Here is a 17,307-nt window from a genome sequence, read left to right as displayed (position 1 = left end):
TGCGGTGCCTGCCGTTTATCCAGCTTACCCATTGGTAACGTCGGCCTTTCAGCCGTCCAGCCTGGTGAGCAACAGCTCACACCGGTTTGCCAGAGTGATCCGCAACGGCGCCGCCCGTTCGGCGATGCGCTGTTGGGCCCTGACGTATTCGGCACGCCCGGCCGGTGTTTCGATGGCGATCGGCTCGAAACCATAGCGTCTCAAGTCGTATGGGCTGGCACACATATCGACTGCCCGCGCGTCGGCGGCCAGTTCGAGTGCGTCCATCACGAGTTCCGACGGCACCAGAGGGCCCAGCTTGTACGCCCATTTGTAGGTGTCCATGGCGGCGTGGATGCAGCCGGGCTGCTCGGTGTCGAGCTGTTGCTCCCGGCTCAGTTGCCGGTCGTTGCGGGGGACGGCAGCCTCGGTGAAGAAACGGAAGGCGTCGAAGTGGCTGCACCGCAAGGGCATCGACTCGACGACCGCATCGGTTCCGGCGGTGCCGAGGCGCAACGGAACCCGGTCATGACGTAGCTGGGGAGTCCGGTAGACCATGGCCCACTCGTGCAGTCCGAAGCAGTTCATCCGGGGCGCCCGCGTCGCGGTGGCACGCATCAACCGGGCGACGAAGCGGACCGTCTCGATGCGGGAATGCAGGTAGTCGGCCCGCACCGTGACACCGTGCGGATGTGGGCCGTAACCCGTGCGCCGCAGATACGACTCCGACCCTCCGCCGGCGAGGACCACCCCGAAACCGGGATGCCACAGGCGTAGCTGACGGGGTCGCAGGCTGTAGTAGGTGAACAGGAAATCCCATACCGGGTGCGGCTCACCGGCGTGTCGGCGGCGCACGTGTGGTGTGAGGAAGTCGTCGGCGCGGCGCCGGTGTGATTCTGCGCGGGCCGCCCAATCCGGGCCCGCCAGGACCTCGTCGACCGCGGCGGCATCCGGCAGGGTCAGTCCGGCCGCGTCAGATCCAACGCGTCCTTCCATGTCTCCTCCACTGGGTGGCCCGCTGCCGCCATGCGGCTCGAGCCTACCGATGCACCCGAGGGAGGATCCGACGGGTCAGATGCGGTGGGTGCCGTCGCGCACCGTGCCGACCAGATCCTCGACGAGGTCCTCGAGCGCGACCATCGCGGTGACGGTCCCGTCCGGGCGGGCAGGCGCGTCGCTCGCACCGTCAGGGCCGTCCTGGTCCTCGCCGTGCTCCTCGTTGACGACCAGCCCGAGGTGACTGTTGCTGCGTCGCATCCGGGACAGCGCTTCGGGCAACGGCAACGAGGCCGGAACACGCGGCAGCGGACGCACCATGGACAGATCCAGCACCGCATCGGGGTCGTTGATGTGGGGCAACACATCCTTGATGTGCAGGTACCCGATGAATTCCCCGAACGAATCGGCGACGGGGAAGCGCGAGTAACCGGTGTCGGTCAGCGCCCGCTCCACATCCCCCACGGTGGGCCCGGACCCAGGGGCCGCGACCCGGATGGCGTGAATCTCGTTCAGCGGCATCGCGACATCGCTGACCGTACGGGTGCGCGTTTGCAGGGCCCGCGTCAGGCGACCGTGCTCCTCGGTGTCGAGCAGGCCTTCGGACACCGATTCGGCGATCATCTCCGACAGTTCGACGGTCGAGACGGCCGATTCCAGCTCGTCGACCGGTTCGACCCGGAACGCGCGCAGCGTGGCGTTGGCGCACCAGTTGTAGAAGGCGATGAACGGCCGGGCCGCCCGGATGTACACCAGGTACGGCGGGACCAGCAGCATCGCGGCAGTCTCGGGCCCCGCGATGGCGATGTTCTTCGGCACCATCTCGCCGAGCAGTACGTGCAGGGTCACCACGACAGCCAGCGCGATGAAGAACGAGACCGTGTGCAGAACCGCGTCGGGCACGCCGATCAGCGCGAAGGGTTTCTCCAGCAGATGAGCGACGGCGGGTTCGCCGACCCGCCCCAGCAGGATCGAGCAGATCGTGATGCCCAGTTGGGAGCCGGCCAGCATCAGCGACAGGTGCTCGCCCGCCCTGATGACGGTCACCGCACTGCGCTTGCCCTGCTCGGCGAGCGCCTGCAGCCGGTCGCGGCGGGCCGAGATCAGCGCGAACTCCGCGGCCACGAAGAACGCGTTGGCGGCCAGCAGCAGCACCGTCAGCAGCACACCGAGGATGTCACCCATGCTCGTTCTCCCGGGCTCCGAGACTGGTCAGTTCGAGCAGGTCGATCCGGCGGCCGTCCATCCGCACCACCGTGGCCAGCCATCGAGTCGGCTTGTCCGGGTCGCCGTCCGGGTCGAACGCGGTGAGCTCCACGGCTTCGCCGGTCTCCGGTATGTGACCGAGTTCCTGCAGCACCAGACCGCCGATGGTTTCGTATTCGCCCTCGGCGGCGCGGAACCCGGTGGCGGCCGCCACCTCGTCGATCCGCAGCAGCCCGGACACCTGCCACCCGGCGCCGGCCGGCACCACGTCGGGCGTGGCGTCGTCGTGCTCGTCACGCACGTCGCCGACGATCTCCTCGATCAGGTCCTCGACCGTCACCATGCCCGCGGTGCCGCCGTATTCGTCGACCACCAGTGCGGTCTGCAAACCGTTGGCCCGGATCTGGGTCATCACGGCATCGCCGTCGAGGGTGGACGGCACCGTGGCCACGGGCAGCGCCAGCGCGGCCAGCCGGGTCCGGTCCCGGTCTTCGCGCGGAACCGAGAACACCTGCTTGACGTGGACGACGCCGATCGTCTCGTCGAGATCACCCTCGACGATCGGGAACCGTGAATAGCCGGTGCGGATCGCGACGGCCATCAGGTCGGACACCGAATCGCCTGCGTCGAGCACCTCGATCTTGGAGCGTGGGGTCATCAGTTCCTCGGCGGTGCGCTCACCGAACTGCAGCGAGCGGTGCACCAGCAGCGCGGTGGTGGGATCGAGAGATCCGCTGCGGGCCGAGTTCCGGACCAGCGACGCCAGCTCCTGGGCCGAACGTGCCGAGCGCAGTTCCTCGGCCGGCTCGACGCCGAGGCGGCGCACGATCCAGTTGGCGGTGCCGTTGGTCAGCCGGATGACCGGCGTGAACAGCATCGAGAACAGCAGCTGGAACGGCGCAGCCGCGCGTGCCGTCGGGACCGGGCGGGCCACGGCCAGGTTCTTGGGCACGAGCTCGCCGAACACCATCGACAGCGACGTCGCGATGAGGATGGCCAGGAACAGGGCCAGACCGGACGCCACGTTGGGTGGTACGCCGAGGGCGTCCAGGCCGGGGCGGATGAGCTCGCCGACCACGGGTTCGGCGAGGTAACCGGTCGCCAGCGTCGTGATCGAGATGCCCACCTGGGCTCCGGAGAGCTGGAACGACAGGGTGCGGTGCGCCCGGCGGACCAGTTGGTCGCGGCGGTCGCCGGTGCGGGCGTTGGCCTCGACCGTGCTGCGCTCCAGTGCGGTCAGGGAGAACTCGGCGGCCACGAACACCGCGGTGCCGAGAGTGAGGAGGACGATCGCCAGGATCGACAGCAACGAGAAAACTATGTCCGTTGAGCTGCCCATCAGCTCTCCAGAGGAACGCCGGGCCGGGGGCCCGGCCGACTAGGAGAGGGGTCGTCGGCTTCGGCGCTCAGAAGTGACTGGTGTTCCACCCCGAAGGCCGGTTCAGAACCGGAGGCCTCGGTGGGTGCCTGCGGCACGTGAACCCTTTCGTTCGATCTGATACGGCGGACGACCGGGCGATACGCGGCCGTCGACGCCATACTCCGAACCTCAATAGTATCGCGGTCACCATCCGGTCGGCAGCGGATGTCCCTCGGCGAAACCGGCGGCCGACTGGACGCCCAGCACGACTTTCTCGTGCAGTTCGGTGAGATTGCCTGCGCCGACATAGGTGCAGGTGCTGCGCACCCCTGAGGTGATGTGGTCGAGCAGGTCCTCGACTCCGCCGCGCCCCGGGTCGAGGCTCATCCGCGAGGACGAGATGCCCTCTTCGAACAGGGCCTTGCGGGCGCGGTCGAACGGGCTGTCCCCGGCGGTGCGGGCGGCCACCGCACGTTTGGAGGCCATGCCGTAACTCTCCTTGTACGGCCGTTCCTCCCGATCGTGCAGCAGGTCGCCGGGGGATTCATAGGTGCCGGCGAACCAGGAGCCGATCATCACGTTGGCGGCGCCCGCGGCCAGTGCCAGCGCCACGTCGCGCGGATGCCGGACCCCGCCGTCAGCCCACACGTGGGCGCCGAGTTCCTTTGCTGCGGCTGCACATTCGACGACCGCAGAGAACTGCGGGCGTCCCACGCCGGTCATCATCCGGGTGGTGCACATGGCGCCCGGGCCCACCCCTACCTTGACGATCGAGGCGCCGGCCTCGATGAGGTCGCGGGTGCCCTCTGCGGACACCACGTTGCCCGCCGCCAGCGGTAGGCCGAGGTTCAACGACGCCACCGACTTGATGGCGTCGAGCATCTTGAGTTGATGCCCGTGTGCCGTGTCGATGACGAGCAGGTCGGCGCCGGCCTCGGCCAGCGCGCGCGCTTTCGCCCCGACGTCGCCGTTGATGCCGACGGCTGCCGCGATGCGCAGCTTTCCGGCCGTGTCGACGGCGGGTGTGTAGATACCGGCCCGCACCGCGGCGGTCCGGGTCAGCACGCCGGCCAGGGAGCCGTCCGCCTCGGTCAGCACCGCCAGGTCGATGGGTGCGTGCTCGAGGAGGTCGAACACCTTTCGCGGATCGGTGCCCACCGGAGCGCTGACGAAGTCCGGCACCGCGACATCACGGATGCGGGCGAAGCGGTCCACACCGGCACAGCCGGCCTCGGTGACCAGCCCGATCGGACGCCCCTCGAACACCACCACCGCCGCCCCGTGGGCACGCTTGTGCAGCAGCGCCGCGGCGTCGGACACCGAGTCGTCGGGGCCCAGCGTCACGGGGGTGTCCACCACGAGATCGCGGCTCTTGACGAACTGCACGGTGTCGGCCACCACGGTGCTCGGCAGGTCCTGCGGCAGCACCACGATGCCGCCGCGCCGCGCGATGGTCTCGGCCATGCGCCGACCCGCCACCGCCGTCATGTTCGCCACCACCACCGGGATGGTGGTGCCGGATCCGTCGTTGGTGGACAGGTCGACGTCGAACCGCGATGCCACCTCGGACCGGCCGGGGATGACGAAGACGTCGTTGTAGGTCAGGTCGTACGGCGGGATGTGTCCGTTCAGAAACCTCACGCCCTTGAGTCTAGTGGCGCGGGCTTTCCCGCCAGGGCCGCTGAATCTAGGCCTGAACCTCGCTGCGGTCGCCGCTCCACAACGTGTGGAACTTCTGGCCGGGCTCGGCGTCGGTACGCCCGTAGGTGTGCGCGCCGAAGAAATCGCGCAGCCCCTGGGTCAGTGCCGCGGGCAACCGTTCGGTGCGCAGCGCGTCGTAGTAGGACAGCGACGAGGCGAAGCCCGGGACGGGAATTCCCAACTCGGTGGCCTTGATCACGACCCGGCGCCAACTGTCGATGCCCGCCTCGACCGCGTCACGGAAGTACGGCGCCGCGATCAGAGTGGCCAGGTCGGCATCGTCGTCGTACGCCTCCTTGATCCGGTTGAGGAACTTCGCCCGGATGATGCAGCCGCCGCGCCAGATGGTGGCCATATCGCCCAGGGTGATGCCCCACCCGTACTCGGCCGAACCGGCCTGGATCTGATTGAAGCCCTGGGCGTAGGCGATGATCTTCGAGGCGTACAGCGCCTTTCGGACATCCTCGATGAATTGCGCTGCGTCGCTTGGCTTCGCGCCGAGGTCGCCGGAGGCCAGACCGGTGGTGGCCTTGCGCTGGGGCACCGAACCCGACAGTGCCCGGGCGAACACGGCCTCGGCGATGCCGGTGACGGGAACGCCGAGATCGAGGGCGGACTTCACGGTCCAGCGCCCGGTGCCCTTCTGTTCGGCCTCGTCGACGATCACATCGACCAGCGGCTTGCCGGTCTTGGCATCCACCTGACGCAGCACCTCGGCGGTGATCTCCACCAGGTAGCTGTCCAGGTCGCCCTTGTTCCACTCGGTGAACACGTCGGCGATCTGTGCCGCCTCCAGGCCGAGCCCGTCGCGCAACAGTTGGTAGGCCTCGCCGATCAGCTGCATGTCGGAGTACTCGATGCCGTTGTGCACCATCTTGACGAAGTGTCCGGCACCGTCCGGGCCGATGTGGGTGCAGCACGGCACACCGTCGACGTGCGCGGAGATCTCCTCCAGCAGGGGGCCGAGCGACTTGTAGGACTCGGCGGGTCCGCCGGGCATGATCGACGGGCCGTTGAGCGCGCCTTCCTCGCCGCCCGAGATGCCCGCGCCGACGAAGTGCAGGCCGCGCTCGCGGATCGCCTTCTCCCGGCGGATGGTGTCGGTGTAGAGGGCGTTGCCGCCGTCGATGATGATGTCGCCGGGCTCCATGGCGTCGGCCAGCTCGTTGATCACCGCATCGGTCGGGTCGCCCGCCTTGACCATGATGATCACCCGGCGCGGCTTCTCCAGGGCGTCAAGGAATTCCGCGATCGTCTCGCTGCGCACGAACTTGCCCTCGGAGCCGTGCTCGGCCAGCAGTGCATCAGTTTTGGCGATCGACCGGTTGTGCAGCGCGACGGTATAGCCGTGGTGGGCGAAGTTGCGGGCGAGATTGGAGCCCATCACGGCCAGGCCGGTGACTCCGATCTGCGCGGTAGCGGTGGTGCTGGACGGTGTGCTCGACGACGTCATGCCGCAGCCTTTCGTTGTTTTGTTGTGTCAGAACGCCTGTTGGACAGGGGTTTATCCCAGCCCGGCGAACAGGCGGTGAAGCTCGGTGAGCCAGGGAACGGCGACGGCGACGGTAGGCACCACCAGAACGGCGGCCGCGGCCAGATAGGCCGTGGCCGCCATGGCCACGCTGTTGGGCTTGCCGCCGAGGCGTCGCACCCGGATCACGGTGGTCGGTCCGCCGGCGGCCAGTGCGCCCGAGGGGGTGCGGCCACTCGCGCAGGCGACCAGCGCCCGGGCCAGGGGAGTAGGGCCTGCCGTCCGGACCGCGGCGTCGTCGGCCAGCAGCTCGATCAGCAACCGGACCGCGTCCAGCGCGTTGGCACTGCGGACGAACCGCGGGAATGCGGCGTGCACGGCGGTGAACATCTCCAGGACCAGATCATGGCGGGCGCGCAGGTGGGCCCGTTCATGGGTGAGGATCGCGGCAACCTCGTTGTCGGACAACGTGGTGAGCGTTCCCTCGCTCACCACGACACGGCTGCGGACGCCGGGCAGGCAGTAGGCGAGTGGCTGTGCGACGTCGAGGATGCGCAGACCGTCACCGGCGAGCGGGCGGTGCGCCGTACACAGGTGGGCCGGCACCGCGTCGCGGGACTTGCTGAGCAGGTCGACCATCATGCGGTGATGCGCGCGCCTGCGCCGGGTAGCCACCGCCACCTGGATCACGGCCAGACACAACCGGCCACCGATCAGCAGGGTCAGGGTGAACACCACGACGTAGAGCAGCCACAACGGCAGGCCGAGGGCTTTGATCTCACTGGTGATCGTGGCGGTCGGCCGACCGTCCGGCCCCGGAACGAAAAGCCGGCTCGCGATGGCGATACCGGCCGAGAAAGCGGACAGCACAGCGGCCAGTGCGACCGACTGCCACAGCACGATGGCCGCGCGCGGGGCGCGCAGTGGCCAGGCCGCACGCGCCAGCACCGCCGGTACCGGCCCGACGAGGGCCAGCGCGACGAGAGTGAAGGCCAGCGCGGACACGCCGTAAGTCTCTCTCAGGCGGGGCCCGAATTGCCAGCCGGTGGGGGCAGCTGGTGCTTGCTCTCCAGTTCAGCGAGTGCCCGACGCAATGCCCGGGCCTCGTCGACGCCGACTCGCTCCACGAAATGAACCAGCGCGGCCTGCCGGCTGCCGGAGTCCGCGGCCTGGTCGAGGGCGTCGACCATCAGGCCGGCGACCAGCTCGTCGCGGCCGTGCGTGGGCGCATAGCGGTGCGCCCGGTCATCACGGTGCTGCACGACGAGGTTCTTCTTCGCCAGTCGTTGCAGCACGGTCATGATCGTGGTGTAGGCCAAGTCGCGGCGGGCGGCCAGCGCCTCATGGACTTGGCGCACTGTTTGGGGTTCGGGTGCGGACCACAAGTGATCCATCACCTCGCGCTCAAGCTCCCCGAGACGCGTCAATTTGGCCATGTTCCGTTCACTCTCCTGAGCAGTAAAGCCAGCGTACTACGCATTTACTACCGCGCGTCGTATGCATCCGAGGTCGGACCCCGGACTGCGTTCTACGTCGGGTTAGCGCAAGGTCAGCGCCATATCCGGGGTCTGTTGTGAATCGAGTCACAGGGGGTAGCTCTCATCCTTCACGTGACTATAGTAAGGCTAACCTAAGTCAAACTGGAGCCTTCGGAGGTGACATGACGGTCTTGATCGAAGATCCGCTGATCGCGGGTATGGCCATCGAGCGGACGCTGCCGCTGCACGAGTCGAGTCGGCGTTTACGTGAGCTGTATCCGGAGTGTCCGCGGGTCTACGGCGTGGCCGTGGTGGGTGACCTCTCGCGGCGGCGGTGGTGGCCACTGACCGAGGCGTTGTCCGCCGACCGGTTGCAGGGCATGTTCGATGCCGCGATGGCCGAGACCGGTAACCGGGCCGCGGTCGCCCAGCAGTTGGCCGCCACGTTCATTCATGTGGTGATCGGCCGGGTCGTGCCGCTGCTGGTTCTGGAGGGACGCGCCTGGGACACCGGCTTGGAGAACCTGTGGGTCCATGTCGACTCTGAAGGGGCGATCGACTGGGTCGGCGTCGTCGATCCGATCCTGCGCGGTCTGCCGGAGGATCCCCATTGCTGCGGCCGGGCCCGGTTCGCCAGTGCCTGCCGTGACGGGATCGTCGCGCTGCCCAGTGAGGCGGCGCTGACCACCTGGGTGGCTCATCGCAGTCATCGCGCGCTCGAACCCTTGTTCATCCGACTGGTGGACATCAGTGACGGCGCGATGTCCGTCGCGGCCATGTGGCACATGGTGGGCGCGGCGGTGGTGGGCGCGGCCACGCAGGTCCCGCTGCTCGCCGGCACGAGTGAGGTTGTCAGCATGCGGCGCGGGCAGGCGGTCCTCGATGCCCTGGTCGGCTTCGGTCTGCCGGTCCGCGGTAGTGGCCGGGCGGGGAAGGTCTTGCTTAATTAGGATAGCCTTGCCTAGTATGTAGATACGAGACTAACGGACCGCGCCGGAGTCCTGAGGGCTGCAGAGACCCCCGGTCCGCTCGAGGGCGGGTCCCGCGTTTTACACGCGGGACCCGCCCGCATCTTTATCTCAATACCCCGTGTAGACACGAGGACTGTGACCACTGAAATCCCCGAAGGTCTGGGCAAAGGCTTCGACACCGAACTGGGCCTGACCTACCTCGAGCTCACCCCCGACGGCGGCCGCGCGCAGCTCACGATTCACGACAAGCTGCTGCAGCCCTGGGGCATCGTCCACGGCGGCGTGTACTGCTCGATCGTCGAAAGTCTGGCCAGCGTCTCGGGCCACATCTGGCTGTCGGAGAACGGCGGCGGCACCGTGGTCGGGGTCAACAACAACACCGATTTCCTGCGCGCCATCGGATCCGGCACCGTCACAGCGGTTTCCACCCCGATCCACCGAGGCCGCCGACAGCAGCTCTGGCTGATCACGATCACCGACGACAACGACAAGCTCGTGGCGCGCGGGCAGGTGCGACTGCAGAACATCGCGGAGTAGCGCTTCCGGCGCCGGTCGTGCAGGCCGAGCGAGCGCTGCCGAAACCCGCTCGCCATGGCAATATCGCGCACTATGCGTTTGACCCCGCATGAGCAGGACCGCCTGCTCATCTCGTATGCCGCAGATCTGGCGCGGCGCAGACAGGCTCGCGGCCTGCTGCTCAACCATCCCGAGGCCGTCGCGGTGATCACCGATCATCTGCTGGAAGGCGCGCGTGACGGCCGCACGGTCGCCGAGTTGATGGTGAGCGGACGCGAAGTACTCACCCGCGGGGAGGTCATGGAGGGTGTGCCCGAGATGCTGGACGACGTCCAGGTGGAGGCCACTTTCCCCGACGGCACCAAGCTGGTCACCGTCCATCATCCGATCGCCTGATCGATGGCCAGCGAGAAGCCGAAGGCGGATCGTGCATCGATCGTGCCAGGGGAGATCGTGTTCGGCGACGGCGACATCGCGCTCAATGCCGGTGCGCCGCGGCTGATCCTCGACGTGGTCAACACCGGTGACCGTCCGGTGCAGGTCGGCAGCCATGTCCACCTGCCGCAGGCCAACGGCGCGTTGGACTTCGACCGGTCCGCCGCCCGCGGGCACCGTCTCGACATCCCGGCCGGGACTGCGGTTCGCTTCGAACCCGGTGTGGCCCAGCGGGTTTCATTGGTGCCGCTGGGCGGCACCCGCGAGGTGTACGGACTGTCACTGACCCCACCCGGAAAGTTGGATGCATCGTGACGTCGTTGTCCCGGACGCGGTACGCCGCTCTGTTCGGCCCCACCGCCGGTGACCGGATCCGGCTGGCCGACACCGACCTGTTCGTCGAGATCACCGAGGACCGCAGTGGCGGACCCGAACGCGCCGGCGACGAGGCGGTGTTTGGCGGCGGCAAGGTGCTGCGCGAGTCGATGGGACAGTCGAGGGCGACCCGCGCCGACGGCGCACCCGACACCGTCATCACCGGTGCGGTGATCATCGACCACTGGGGAATCATCAAGGCCGACATCGGCATCCGCGACGGACGCATCGTGGGGATCGGTAAGGCCGGCAACCCCGACATCATGTCCGGTGTACATCCCGATCTGGTGGTCGGGCCTTCCACCGAGATCATCGCTGGCAACGGCCGGATCGTGACGGCCGGTGGCATCGACTGTCACGTCCACTTCATCTGTCCACAGCTGATGGAGGAGGCGATCGGCGGCGGTATCACCACCCTGATCGGCGGTGGCACCGGGCCGGCGGAGGGTAGTAAAGCCACCACCGTGACGCCCGGCGCCTGGCACCTGGGGCGCATGCTGCAGGCACTCGACGGCTGGCCGATGAACATCCTGTTGCTGGGCAAGGGAAACACCATCAACCCGGCCTCCATGTGGGAGCAATTGCGCGGTGGTGCAGCTGGATTCAAGTTGCATGAGGACTGGGGCACCACCCCGGCCGCCATCGACGCGTGTTTGCGGGTGGCCGAGGAGGCGGACGTGCAGGTGGCTCTGCACTCGGACACCCTCAACGAAATGGGTTTCGTGGAGGACACTTTGGCGGCCATCAATGGCCGGGCCATCCACGCATACCACACCGAGGGAGCCGGCGGCGGTCACGCGCCCGACATCATCACGGTGGCCAGCCATCCGAACGTCATGCCCAGCTCCACCAACCCGACGCGGCCGCACACCGTCAACACCCTCGATGAGCACCTCGACATGTTGATGGTGTGTCATCACCTCAATTCAGCCGTCCCTGAGGATTTGGCGTTCGCCGAGAGCCGGATTCGGCCGTCGACCATCGCCGCGGAAGACCTGCTGCACGACATCGGGGCCATCTCGATGATCGGCAGCGACAGCCAGGCCATGGGTCGTATCGGTGAGGTGGTGATGCGGACCTGGCAGACCGCCCATGTAATGAAGAAGCGGCGCGGTGCGCTTGAAGGCGACACCGCCGGCGCCAAAGGCAACGACAACTACCGGGTACGCCGGTACGTCGCGAAATACACTATTTGCCCGGCTATTACGCACGGCATAGACCACGAACTCGGGTCTATCGAGGTCGGCAAGCTCGCCGACCTGGTGTTGTGGGAACCCGCGTTCTTCGGAGTGCGGCCGCACGCGGTGCTCAAGGGCGGCATGATCGCCTGGGCGGCGATGGGCGATGCCAACGCCTCTATTCCCACCCCGCAACCGGTGCTGCCGCGGCCCATGTTCGGCGCCCATCCCACCGTCGCGGCCGGATTGGCTGTGCATTTCGTGTCGCCTACGGCCATCGAAGACGACCTTGCCGCCCGACTCGGTCTGCGGCGCAGGCTGGTTCCGGTAAGGAACGTCCGGGGTCGGGGCAAGGCAGACCTACCCCTCAACGATGCGATGCCCCGCATCGAGGTCGATCCGGACACCTTCACCGTGCGGATCGACGGGCAGGTGTGGCAGGAGCAGCCCGCGGTCGAACTGCCCATGGCTCAACGATATTTCCTGTTCTAGATGAGTGGCCGATAGATGAGCAGCCTGGCAACGCTTCTGACCCTGGCCGATTCACGCTTGCCGACCGGTGGCCACGTGCATTCCGGCGGCGTCGAGGAGGCGGTCACCAGCGGTCTGCTCACCGACGTCGCAACGTTGCGCGCCTACCTGGTCCGGCGCATCCGTACCAACGGGGTGGTCGCAGCCTCGCTGGCGGTGGCGGTGCACACCGGTGCTCTGGACGCCGGGGCCGCCGACGCCGAAACCGACGCCCGTACCCCGGCTCCGGCGGCGCGGGAGGCCTCCCGCGCCCAGGGGCGCGGACTGGTCCGGCTGGCTCGGCGGGTCTGGCCGCAGCAGCCGTGGGACACACTCGGAACCCGGCCACATCTGCCGGTGGCCGCCGGTGCGGTCGGGGCGGCGGCAGCACTGGATCCGGACCAGACCGCCCTGTCGGTGGTGTACACCACGATGACCGGTTCGGCGACCGCCGCGCAGCGGTTGCTCGCCTTGGATCCCGCCGATGTCGCGGCCCTGACCTTCGAGCTGTCCGGGTTGTGCGACGAGGTGGCGGCCGAGGCGGCCACCGGTTTGGCCGATCTTTCCGACCCGTTGCTCGACGTGCTGGCCCAACGCCACACCGAACGCGACCGGCCGCTGTTCGTCTCGTAATTCTGTTATGTCATCTCGAAAGGTCCACCATGCCACCGCATTTCCTCGACGGCGAACCCCACGCCCACGTAGACCGGCCCAAGCGGGTCCGCCAACCCGGTGAGCCGTTGCGCATCGGTGTCGGCGGCCCGGTGGGATCGGGAAAGACCGCTCTGGTGGCGGCGTTGTGCCGGCAGTTGCGCGACGAGCTGTCGCTCGCGGTGTTGACCAACGACATCTACACCACCGAGGACGCCGACTTCTTGCGCCGGCATGCGGTGCTGCCCGACGAGCGGATCGCCGCGGTGCAGACCGGGGGATGTCCGCACACCGCGATCCGCGATGACATCACCGCCAATCTGGATGCGATCGACGATCTGATCGAGGCCAACTCCGCGCTGGATCTCATCCTCGTCGAATCCGGTGGCGACAACCTCACCGCGACGTTCTCGTCAGGACTGGTGGACGTGCAGATCTTCGTGATCGACGTGGCCGGGGGAGACAAGGTGCCGCGGAAGGGCGGCCCCGGCGTGACGTACTCGGACCTGTTGGTGGTCAACAAGACCGACCTGGCCCCGATGGTGGGTGCTGATCTGGACGTGATGCGCCGCGATGCGGCCAAGGTGCGAGCAGACCGCCCGACGGCGCTCATCTCACTGACCGAGGATCCATCCGCGGGCCCGGTGCTGGCCTGGGTGCGTGAACAGTTGAAGGTCGCGCAGGCTCCGTCGTCGTGATGCACTCCGAAGTTGCCATCACGGCCTCGCCGGGGCGGTTGCCGCGGATCGAGGCCAGTGGCGGGCTGGCCGGCCGGTGCACCGAAGCGGACACGGTGCACCTGGTATCTACGGCCGCCACCCCACTCGGCGGCGATACCGTCACGGTGCGGGTGGTGGTGGAACCCGGTGCGCGGCTGCGGATTCGCACCGCGGCGGCAACCATGGTGCTGCCCGGTGCCGCCACGTTGCGGTCGGCTGCGCACTGGGAACTCGAGGTCGCCGGGCAGTTGGATCTCGATCCGCAGCCGACCGTCGTTGCGGGAGGTTCGGCGCATCGCACCACTACGCGACTACGGCTGGACGATGCGGCCCAGGTGCGGATTCGCGAACGGGTCCAGATCGGCAGATCCGGTGAGCGGGAAGGTAACTGGTCGTCGGCGATGCATGTCGACGTCGGCTCCGTGCCGCTACTGCGGCATCGGATCGAACTCGGTTGCGGCGCGGTGGGTGATGACGTGCTGGCCGCCCCTCGGGCGTGCATCAGCGAATTGCGTTATCCGGAACCCGTGTTCGAGGCGCACGGCACCTTGCTGGCGCTGGCCGCCGGTGGCAGCCTGGCCACCTGGCAAGGTGACCGGCTGCCCCCTGAGGTGCCAGGGCCCTAAGACGCGGCCTTCTCGGTCTCCTGGACCGAGGCGGCGATCTCTTCGAGTTCCTCGATCCTGGTGCGGGCGTACGCCTGCTGTTCGGTGATGGTGAGTTGCCCGCGCTTGGTGCTCAGGAAGGTCACACCCCACGACAGCACCGTCACCAGACGGCTCTTGAACCCGACGATGTACACCAGGTGCAGTACCAGCCAGCACACCCAGGCGAAGAACCCGGAGAACTCGACCGGGCCGACCTTGGCCACTGCCGAGAATCGCGACACCGTCGCCATCGAGCCCTTGTCGAAGTACTCGAACGGGGCCCGGATCTTCGGGCTGGTGCCCGCGACCTCGCGCTTGATCAGCTTGGCGGCGTAACGGCCGCCCTGGATCGCGCCCTGGGCGACGCCGGGCACACCCTCCATCGCGGCCATGTCGCCGACCACGAAGACATTGGGATGGCCAGGAAGCGTCAGATCCGGCTCCACCTTGACCCGGCCGGCCCGATCCAGCTCAACCCCGGACTGTTCGGCCAGGTCCTTACCGAGCGGGCTGGCCGACACACCAGCCGACCACACCTTGCAGGCCGATTCGATACGTCGCAGGGTTCCGTCAGAGTCCTTGACCGTCAGTCCGTTGCGGTCGACGTCGGTCACCATGGCACCGAGCTGAACCTCGACGCCCATCTTCTCGAGCCGTTCCTGGGCCCGCTTGCCGAGCTTCGGGCCCATCGGCGGCAGCACCGCCGGTGCGGCGTCGAGCAGGATCACCCGGGCCTCGGTCGGATCGATGTGGCGGAAGCTGCCTCGCAGGGTCTGATCAGCCAATTCGGCGATCTGCCCGGCCATCTCCACGCCCGTCGGGCCCGCGCCCACCACCGTGAAGGTAAGTAGCTTGGCCCGGCGAACCGGGTCGCTGGAGCGCTCGGCCTGCTCGAACGCACCGAGAATGCGGCCGCGCAGCTCCAGCGCATCGTCGATCGACTTCATGCCGGGAGCGAACTCGGCGAAGTGGTCGTTGCCGAAGTAGGACTGTCCGGCGCCTGCGGCGATGATGAGGCTGTCGTAGGGGGTGGAATACGTGTGCCCCAACAGCACTGAATCGACCGTCTGGTTCTCCAGATCGATGTGGGTCACGTCGCCCAACAGCACCTGGGCGTTCTTCTGCTTACGCAGGATCACGCGGGTGGCGGGGGCGATCTCGCCCTCGGAGATGATGCCGGTGGCCACCTGGTACAGCAGCGGCTGGAACAGGTGGTGCGTGGTGCGGGCGATCAGCTTGACGTCGACGTCGGCACGTTTGAGGGTCTTGGCGGCGGTCAGACCGCCGAAACCCGATCCGATGATGACTACCTTATGCCGATCCGATGCCGTAGCTCCGGGATGGCTCATTGCTGCTCCTCGCGAACGTGTTTGCCACTCGTAATAACCGTTAGGTTAGTCGGCGCCATTCCGACCTGTGCGGTGAGATGGGCAACCGAACCGAATGTTTACCCGGATATCAGGGGTTTCAATGCGTCGGCGACCTCGGTGATGCCGCCGGGCACGTAGCCGCCCATGGTCACCGGACTGAGGATGACTCCGTCCACCCCCGTGTCGAAGAGCTTGGTCTTCAGCTGTTCGGCAATCTGCTCGGCGCTGCCGAACACGGCGCGTTGCTGGAAGTCGGGTGGGATGGCATCGGCGGTGAAGTGCTCGCCGATCAACGCAATCACCAGCATGCTGGTCTCCAGCGTTGCCGGGTCCCGGTCGATCTGCTCGCACTGCTGGCGGATCACATCGAGCTTGCGGGGCAGTTCGTCGAAGTTCGCGATGATGTTGAGGTGGTCGAAGTGCCGGGCCGCCAACGGGATGGTCTTCTTCTCGCCGCTGCCGCCGATCATCAGCGGAATGTGGTCGCGGAAGCGAGGTTCGGCGAATGCCTCCTCGGTCCGGTAGTAGGTGCCGCTGAAGGTCGCGCGCTTGCCCTCGAGCATCGGCACGATGATTTGCAGGGCCTCGTCGAGCTTCTTGAACCGCTCGGTGAACGTGCCGAATTCGAAGCCCAGACTGTCGTGTTCGAGCTCGAACCAGCCGGTCCCGATGCCGAGGATCGCGCGGCCCTGGCTGATCACGTCGAGGGTGGTGATGTTCTTGGCCAGTAGCGTCGGGTTGCGGTACGTGTTGCCGGTGACCAGGGTGCCGAGCTGCACCTTCTGCGTCGCGGTCGCCAGCGCGCCCAGCGTGGTGTAGGCCTCCAACATCGGCTGGTCGGGGGTGCCCAGGCCGGGGAGCTGGTAGAAGTGGTCCATCACGAAGACGGAGTCGAAGCCGGCGGCCTCGCCTTCCTGCGCCTGGGCGATGACGGTCGGGAAGAGTTCGGAAACGCCGGTGCCGTAGGAGAAGTTGGGGATCTGGAGTCCGAGTCGGATTGTCACTTCTCCGACCCTAGCGCGCTATCCCAGGGTTGCCATCGAACCGCGGCTGACGTGCATCGTCTGCCCGGTGATGTGGCGAGCTGCCGGCGTGCTCAAAAATACTGCGAGACGGGCGAACTCGTCGGCGACCGAAGGTGGCGTGGCGCCGAGGCCGTCGTAGCCGGGCTCGGCCGAGAGGCCGGGAGCGATGGCGTTGACGGTGATGCCGCGGGTGCCGAAGTAAGCGGCCTGACCGGCGGTCCAGTCGCCGAGGGCGGCCTTGACGGCGGCCTCGATGCTGCCTTCGCGCGGGCTGGCGGGCACGACGTTGACGATCGAACCGCCCGAGCGCAACTGGTCGCCCACGATCTGCACGGTCAGCACGGCGGAGATCACGGTGGCATCCAGCGCGTGGCGCCAGGCGGTGGCCTGATCGGCCAGCGTGAAGGTGCGGGGATCCTTGGCCTCGAACTGCGGGGCCGGGACGTTGACCAGGGTGTCGAGGTGGTGGGGGAACTGTGCGCGGACGGTCTCGACGCTGGCGGGATCGGTGTTGTCGAACACGATCGAGGCGATGTCGAGCTGCTTGGCCGTCAACTCCAGATCCTCGCGGCGGGCGCCGGCGATGATCACGTTGTGGCCGGCATCGAGGAAACCTGCCGCAATCGCCCGGCCGAGTTCGGTGTCGCCGCCGGTGACCAGCACCTCCGCCATGATGTACCTCCGTGTACCTGGGGGTCACCGCACCGGACGGGGGCGAC

18 protein-coding genes are annotated in these 17,307 nt (G+C 67.6%); 8 read left to right on the top strand and 10 right to left on the bottom strand.

What is annotated here, in order from left to right; all coding sequences use genetic code 11:
- Positions 1-48: 48 nt before the first annotated feature.
- The 7 genes from AB0876_RS30905 to AB0876_RS30875 form a co-directional block, all read right to left on the bottom strand.
- A complete protein-coding gene (locus AB0876_RS30905) occupies positions 49-975 on the bottom strand; it encodes a 3-methyladenine DNA glycosylase (protein WP_526043804.1) in 927 nt (308 codons plus the stop codon).
- A gap of 75 nt (positions 976-1,050) precedes the next feature.
- Positions 1,051-2,160, bottom strand: a complete 1,110-nt coding sequence (locus AB0876_RS30900) for a hemolysin family protein (RefSeq protein WP_491840873.1) — start codon at positions 2,158-2,160, stop codon at positions 1,051-1,053.
- Positions 2,153-3,520 (bottom strand): hemolysin family protein, encoded by a 1,368-nt coding sequence (locus tag AB0876_RS30895; protein WP_491840874.1) that lies wholly within the window; start codon positions 3,518-3,520, stop codon positions 2,153-2,155. The genes AB0876_RS30900 and AB0876_RS30895 overlap by 8 nt, the downstream gene beginning before the upstream one ends.
- Positions 3,521-3,745: 225 nt before the next feature.
- Positions 3,746-5,182, bottom strand: coding sequence for a GuaB1 family IMP dehydrogenase-related protein (locus AB0876_RS30890; RefSeq protein WP_491840875.1), 1,437 nt, complete (start codon positions 5,180-5,182; stop codon positions 3,746-3,748).
- A 46-nt stretch (positions 5,183-5,228) separates the two neighbouring features.
- Positions 5,229-6,695, bottom strand: a complete 1,467-nt coding sequence (gnd, locus tag AB0876_RS30885) for an NADP-dependent phosphogluconate dehydrogenase (RefSeq protein WP_491840876.1) — start codon at positions 6,693-6,695, stop codon at positions 5,229-5,231.
- 51 nt (positions 6,696-6,746) lie between these two features.
- Complete coding sequence (locus AB0876_RS30880) at positions 6,747-7,718, bottom strand: M56 family metallopeptidase (RefSeq protein WP_491840877.1); 972 nt, start codon at positions 7,716-7,718, stop codon at positions 6,747-6,749.
- Between the two features lie 14 nt (positions 7,719-7,732).
- Positions 7,733-8,149: a BlaI/MecI/CopY family transcriptional regulator gene (locus tag AB0876_RS30875; protein ID WP_055114525.1), complete on the bottom strand. Its 417-nt coding sequence runs from the start codon at positions 8,147-8,149 to the stop codon at positions 7,733-7,735.
- Positions 8,150-8,373: 224 nt separating this feature from the next.
- Between AB0876_RS30875 and AB0876_RS30870 the strand changes: the two genes are divergently transcribed.
- The 8 genes from AB0876_RS30870 to AB0876_RS30835 all read left to right on the top strand — a co-directional run bounded on the left by AB0876_RS30870 (position 8,374) and on the right by AB0876_RS30835 (position 14,172).
- On the top strand, positions 8,374-9,141 hold the full coding sequence (locus AB0876_RS30870; protein WP_526043803.1) for an iron reductase: 768 nt from the start codon (positions 8,374-8,376) through the stop codon (positions 9,139-9,141).
- 156 nt (positions 9,142-9,297) lie between these two features.
- Complete coding sequence (locus AB0876_RS30865) at positions 9,298-9,699, top strand: PaaI family thioesterase (RefSeq protein ID WP_491840879.1); 402 nt, start codon at positions 9,298-9,300, stop codon at positions 9,697-9,699.
- 72 nt (positions 9,700-9,771) lie between these two features.
- Positions 9,772-10,074: an urease subunit gamma gene (locus AB0876_RS30860; RefSeq protein WP_491840880.1), complete on the top strand. Its 303-nt coding sequence runs from the start codon at positions 9,772-9,774 to the stop codon at positions 10,072-10,074.
- Positions 10,075-10,113: 39 nt separating this feature from the next.
- Positions 10,114-10,428, top strand: coding sequence for an urease subunit beta (locus AB0876_RS30855; protein WP_491840982.1), 315 nt, complete (start codon positions 10,114-10,116; stop codon positions 10,426-10,428).
- Entirely contained in the window at positions 10,425-12,158 is a 1,734-nt protein-coding gene (locus AB0876_RS30850; protein ID WP_491840881.1) for an urease subunit alpha, read from the top strand. The genes AB0876_RS30855 and AB0876_RS30850 overlap by 4 nt, the downstream gene beginning before the upstream one ends.
- Before the next feature lie 15 nt (positions 12,159-12,173).
- The gene (locus AB0876_RS30845; RefSeq protein ID WP_526043802.1) at positions 12,174-12,809 is read left to right on the top strand and encodes an urease accessory protein UreF; all 636 of its coding nucleotides are present in this window, start codon (positions 12,174-12,176) and stop codon (positions 12,807-12,809) included.
- 29 nt (positions 12,810-12,838) lie between these two features.
- Positions 12,839-13,525, top strand: coding sequence for an urease accessory protein UreG (ureG, locus tag AB0876_RS30840; RefSeq protein ID WP_526043801.1), 687 nt, complete (start codon positions 12,839-12,841; stop codon positions 13,523-13,525).
- Positions 13,525-14,172 (top strand): urease accessory protein UreD, encoded by a 648-nt coding sequence (locus tag AB0876_RS30835; RefSeq protein WP_491840884.1) that lies wholly within the window; start codon positions 13,525-13,527, stop codon positions 14,170-14,172. Before ureG ends, AB0876_RS30835 begins: the two co-directional genes overlap by 1 nt.
- On the opposite strand, the gene ndh is transcribed toward AB0876_RS30835, so the two are convergent.
- The 3 genes from ndh to AB0876_RS30820 form a co-directional block, all read right to left on the bottom strand.
- A complete protein-coding gene (gene ndh, locus AB0876_RS30830) occupies positions 14,169-15,542 on the bottom strand; it encodes a type II NADH:quinone oxidoreductase Ndh (protein WP_491840885.1) in 1,374 nt (457 codons plus the stop codon). The genes AB0876_RS30835 and ndh overlap by 4 nt on opposite strands.
- 98 nt (positions 15,543-15,640) lie before the next feature.
- Entirely contained in the window at positions 15,641-16,567 is a 927-nt protein-coding gene (locus tag AB0876_RS30825; protein ID WP_491840886.1) for an LLM class F420-dependent oxidoreductase, read from the bottom strand.
- Positions 16,568-16,585: 18 nt separating this feature from the next.
- The gene (locus tag AB0876_RS30820) at positions 16,586-17,260 is read right to left on the bottom strand and encodes an SDR family oxidoreductase (RefSeq protein WP_491840887.1); all 675 of its coding nucleotides are present in this window, start codon (positions 17,258-17,260) and stop codon (positions 16,586-16,588) included.
- Positions 17,261-17,307: the final 47 nt, after the last annotated feature.

The organism is Mycobacterium sp. NPDC049093, assembly GCF_040704635.1.
Classification (GTDB): Bacteria; Actinomycetota; Actinomycetes; order Mycobacteriales; family Mycobacteriaceae; genus Mycobacterium.
Note: the sequence above shows the minus strand (reverse complement) of the source record. Positions and strands in the feature narration are given on the sequence as shown.

Coding starts and splice junctions, on each gene's coding strand:
- AB0876_RS30870 (WP_526043803.1), top strand. CDS start 8,374: ATGACGGTCTTGATCGAAGATCCGCTGATCGCGGGTATGGCCATCGAG.
- AB0876_RS30895 (WP_491840874.1), bottom strand. CDS start 3,520: ATGGGCAGCTCAACGGACATAGTTTTCTCGTTGCTGTCGATCCTGGCG.
- AB0876_RS30820 (WP_491840887.1), bottom strand. CDS start 17,260: ATGGCGGAGGTGCTGGTCACCGGCGGCGACACCGAACTCGGCCGGGCG.
- AB0876_RS30835 (WP_491840884.1), top strand. CDS start 13,525: ATGCACTCCGAAGTTGCCATCACGGCCTCGCCGGGGCGGTTGCCGCGG.
- AB0876_RS30860 (WP_491840880.1), top strand. CDS start 9,772: ATGCGTTTGACCCCGCATGAGCAGGACCGCCTGCTCATCTCGTATGCC.
- gnd (WP_491840876.1), bottom strand. CDS start 6,695: ATGACGTCGTCGAGCACACCGTCCAGCACCACCGCTACCGCGCAGATC.
- AB0876_RS30845 (WP_526043802.1), top strand. CDS start 12,174: ATGAGCAGCCTGGCAACGCTTCTGACCCTGGCCGATTCACGCTTGCCG.
- AB0876_RS30905 (WP_526043804.1), bottom strand. CDS start 975: ATGGAAGGACGCGTTGGATCTGACGCGGCCGGACTGACCCTGCCGGAT.
- ureG (WP_526043801.1), top strand. CDS start 12,839: ATGCCACCGCATTTCCTCGACGGCGAACCCCACGCCCACGTAGACCGG.
- AB0876_RS30900 (WP_491840873.1), bottom strand. CDS start 2,160: ATGGGTGACATCCTCGGTGTGCTGCTGACGGTGCTGCTGCTGGCCGCC.
- ndh (WP_491840885.1), bottom strand. CDS start 15,542: ATGAGCCATCCCGGAGCTACGGCATCGGATCGGCATAAGGTAGTCATC.
- AB0876_RS30875 (WP_055114525.1), bottom strand. CDS start 8,149: ATGGCCAAATTGACGCGTCTCGGGGAGCTTGAGCGCGAGGTGATGGAT.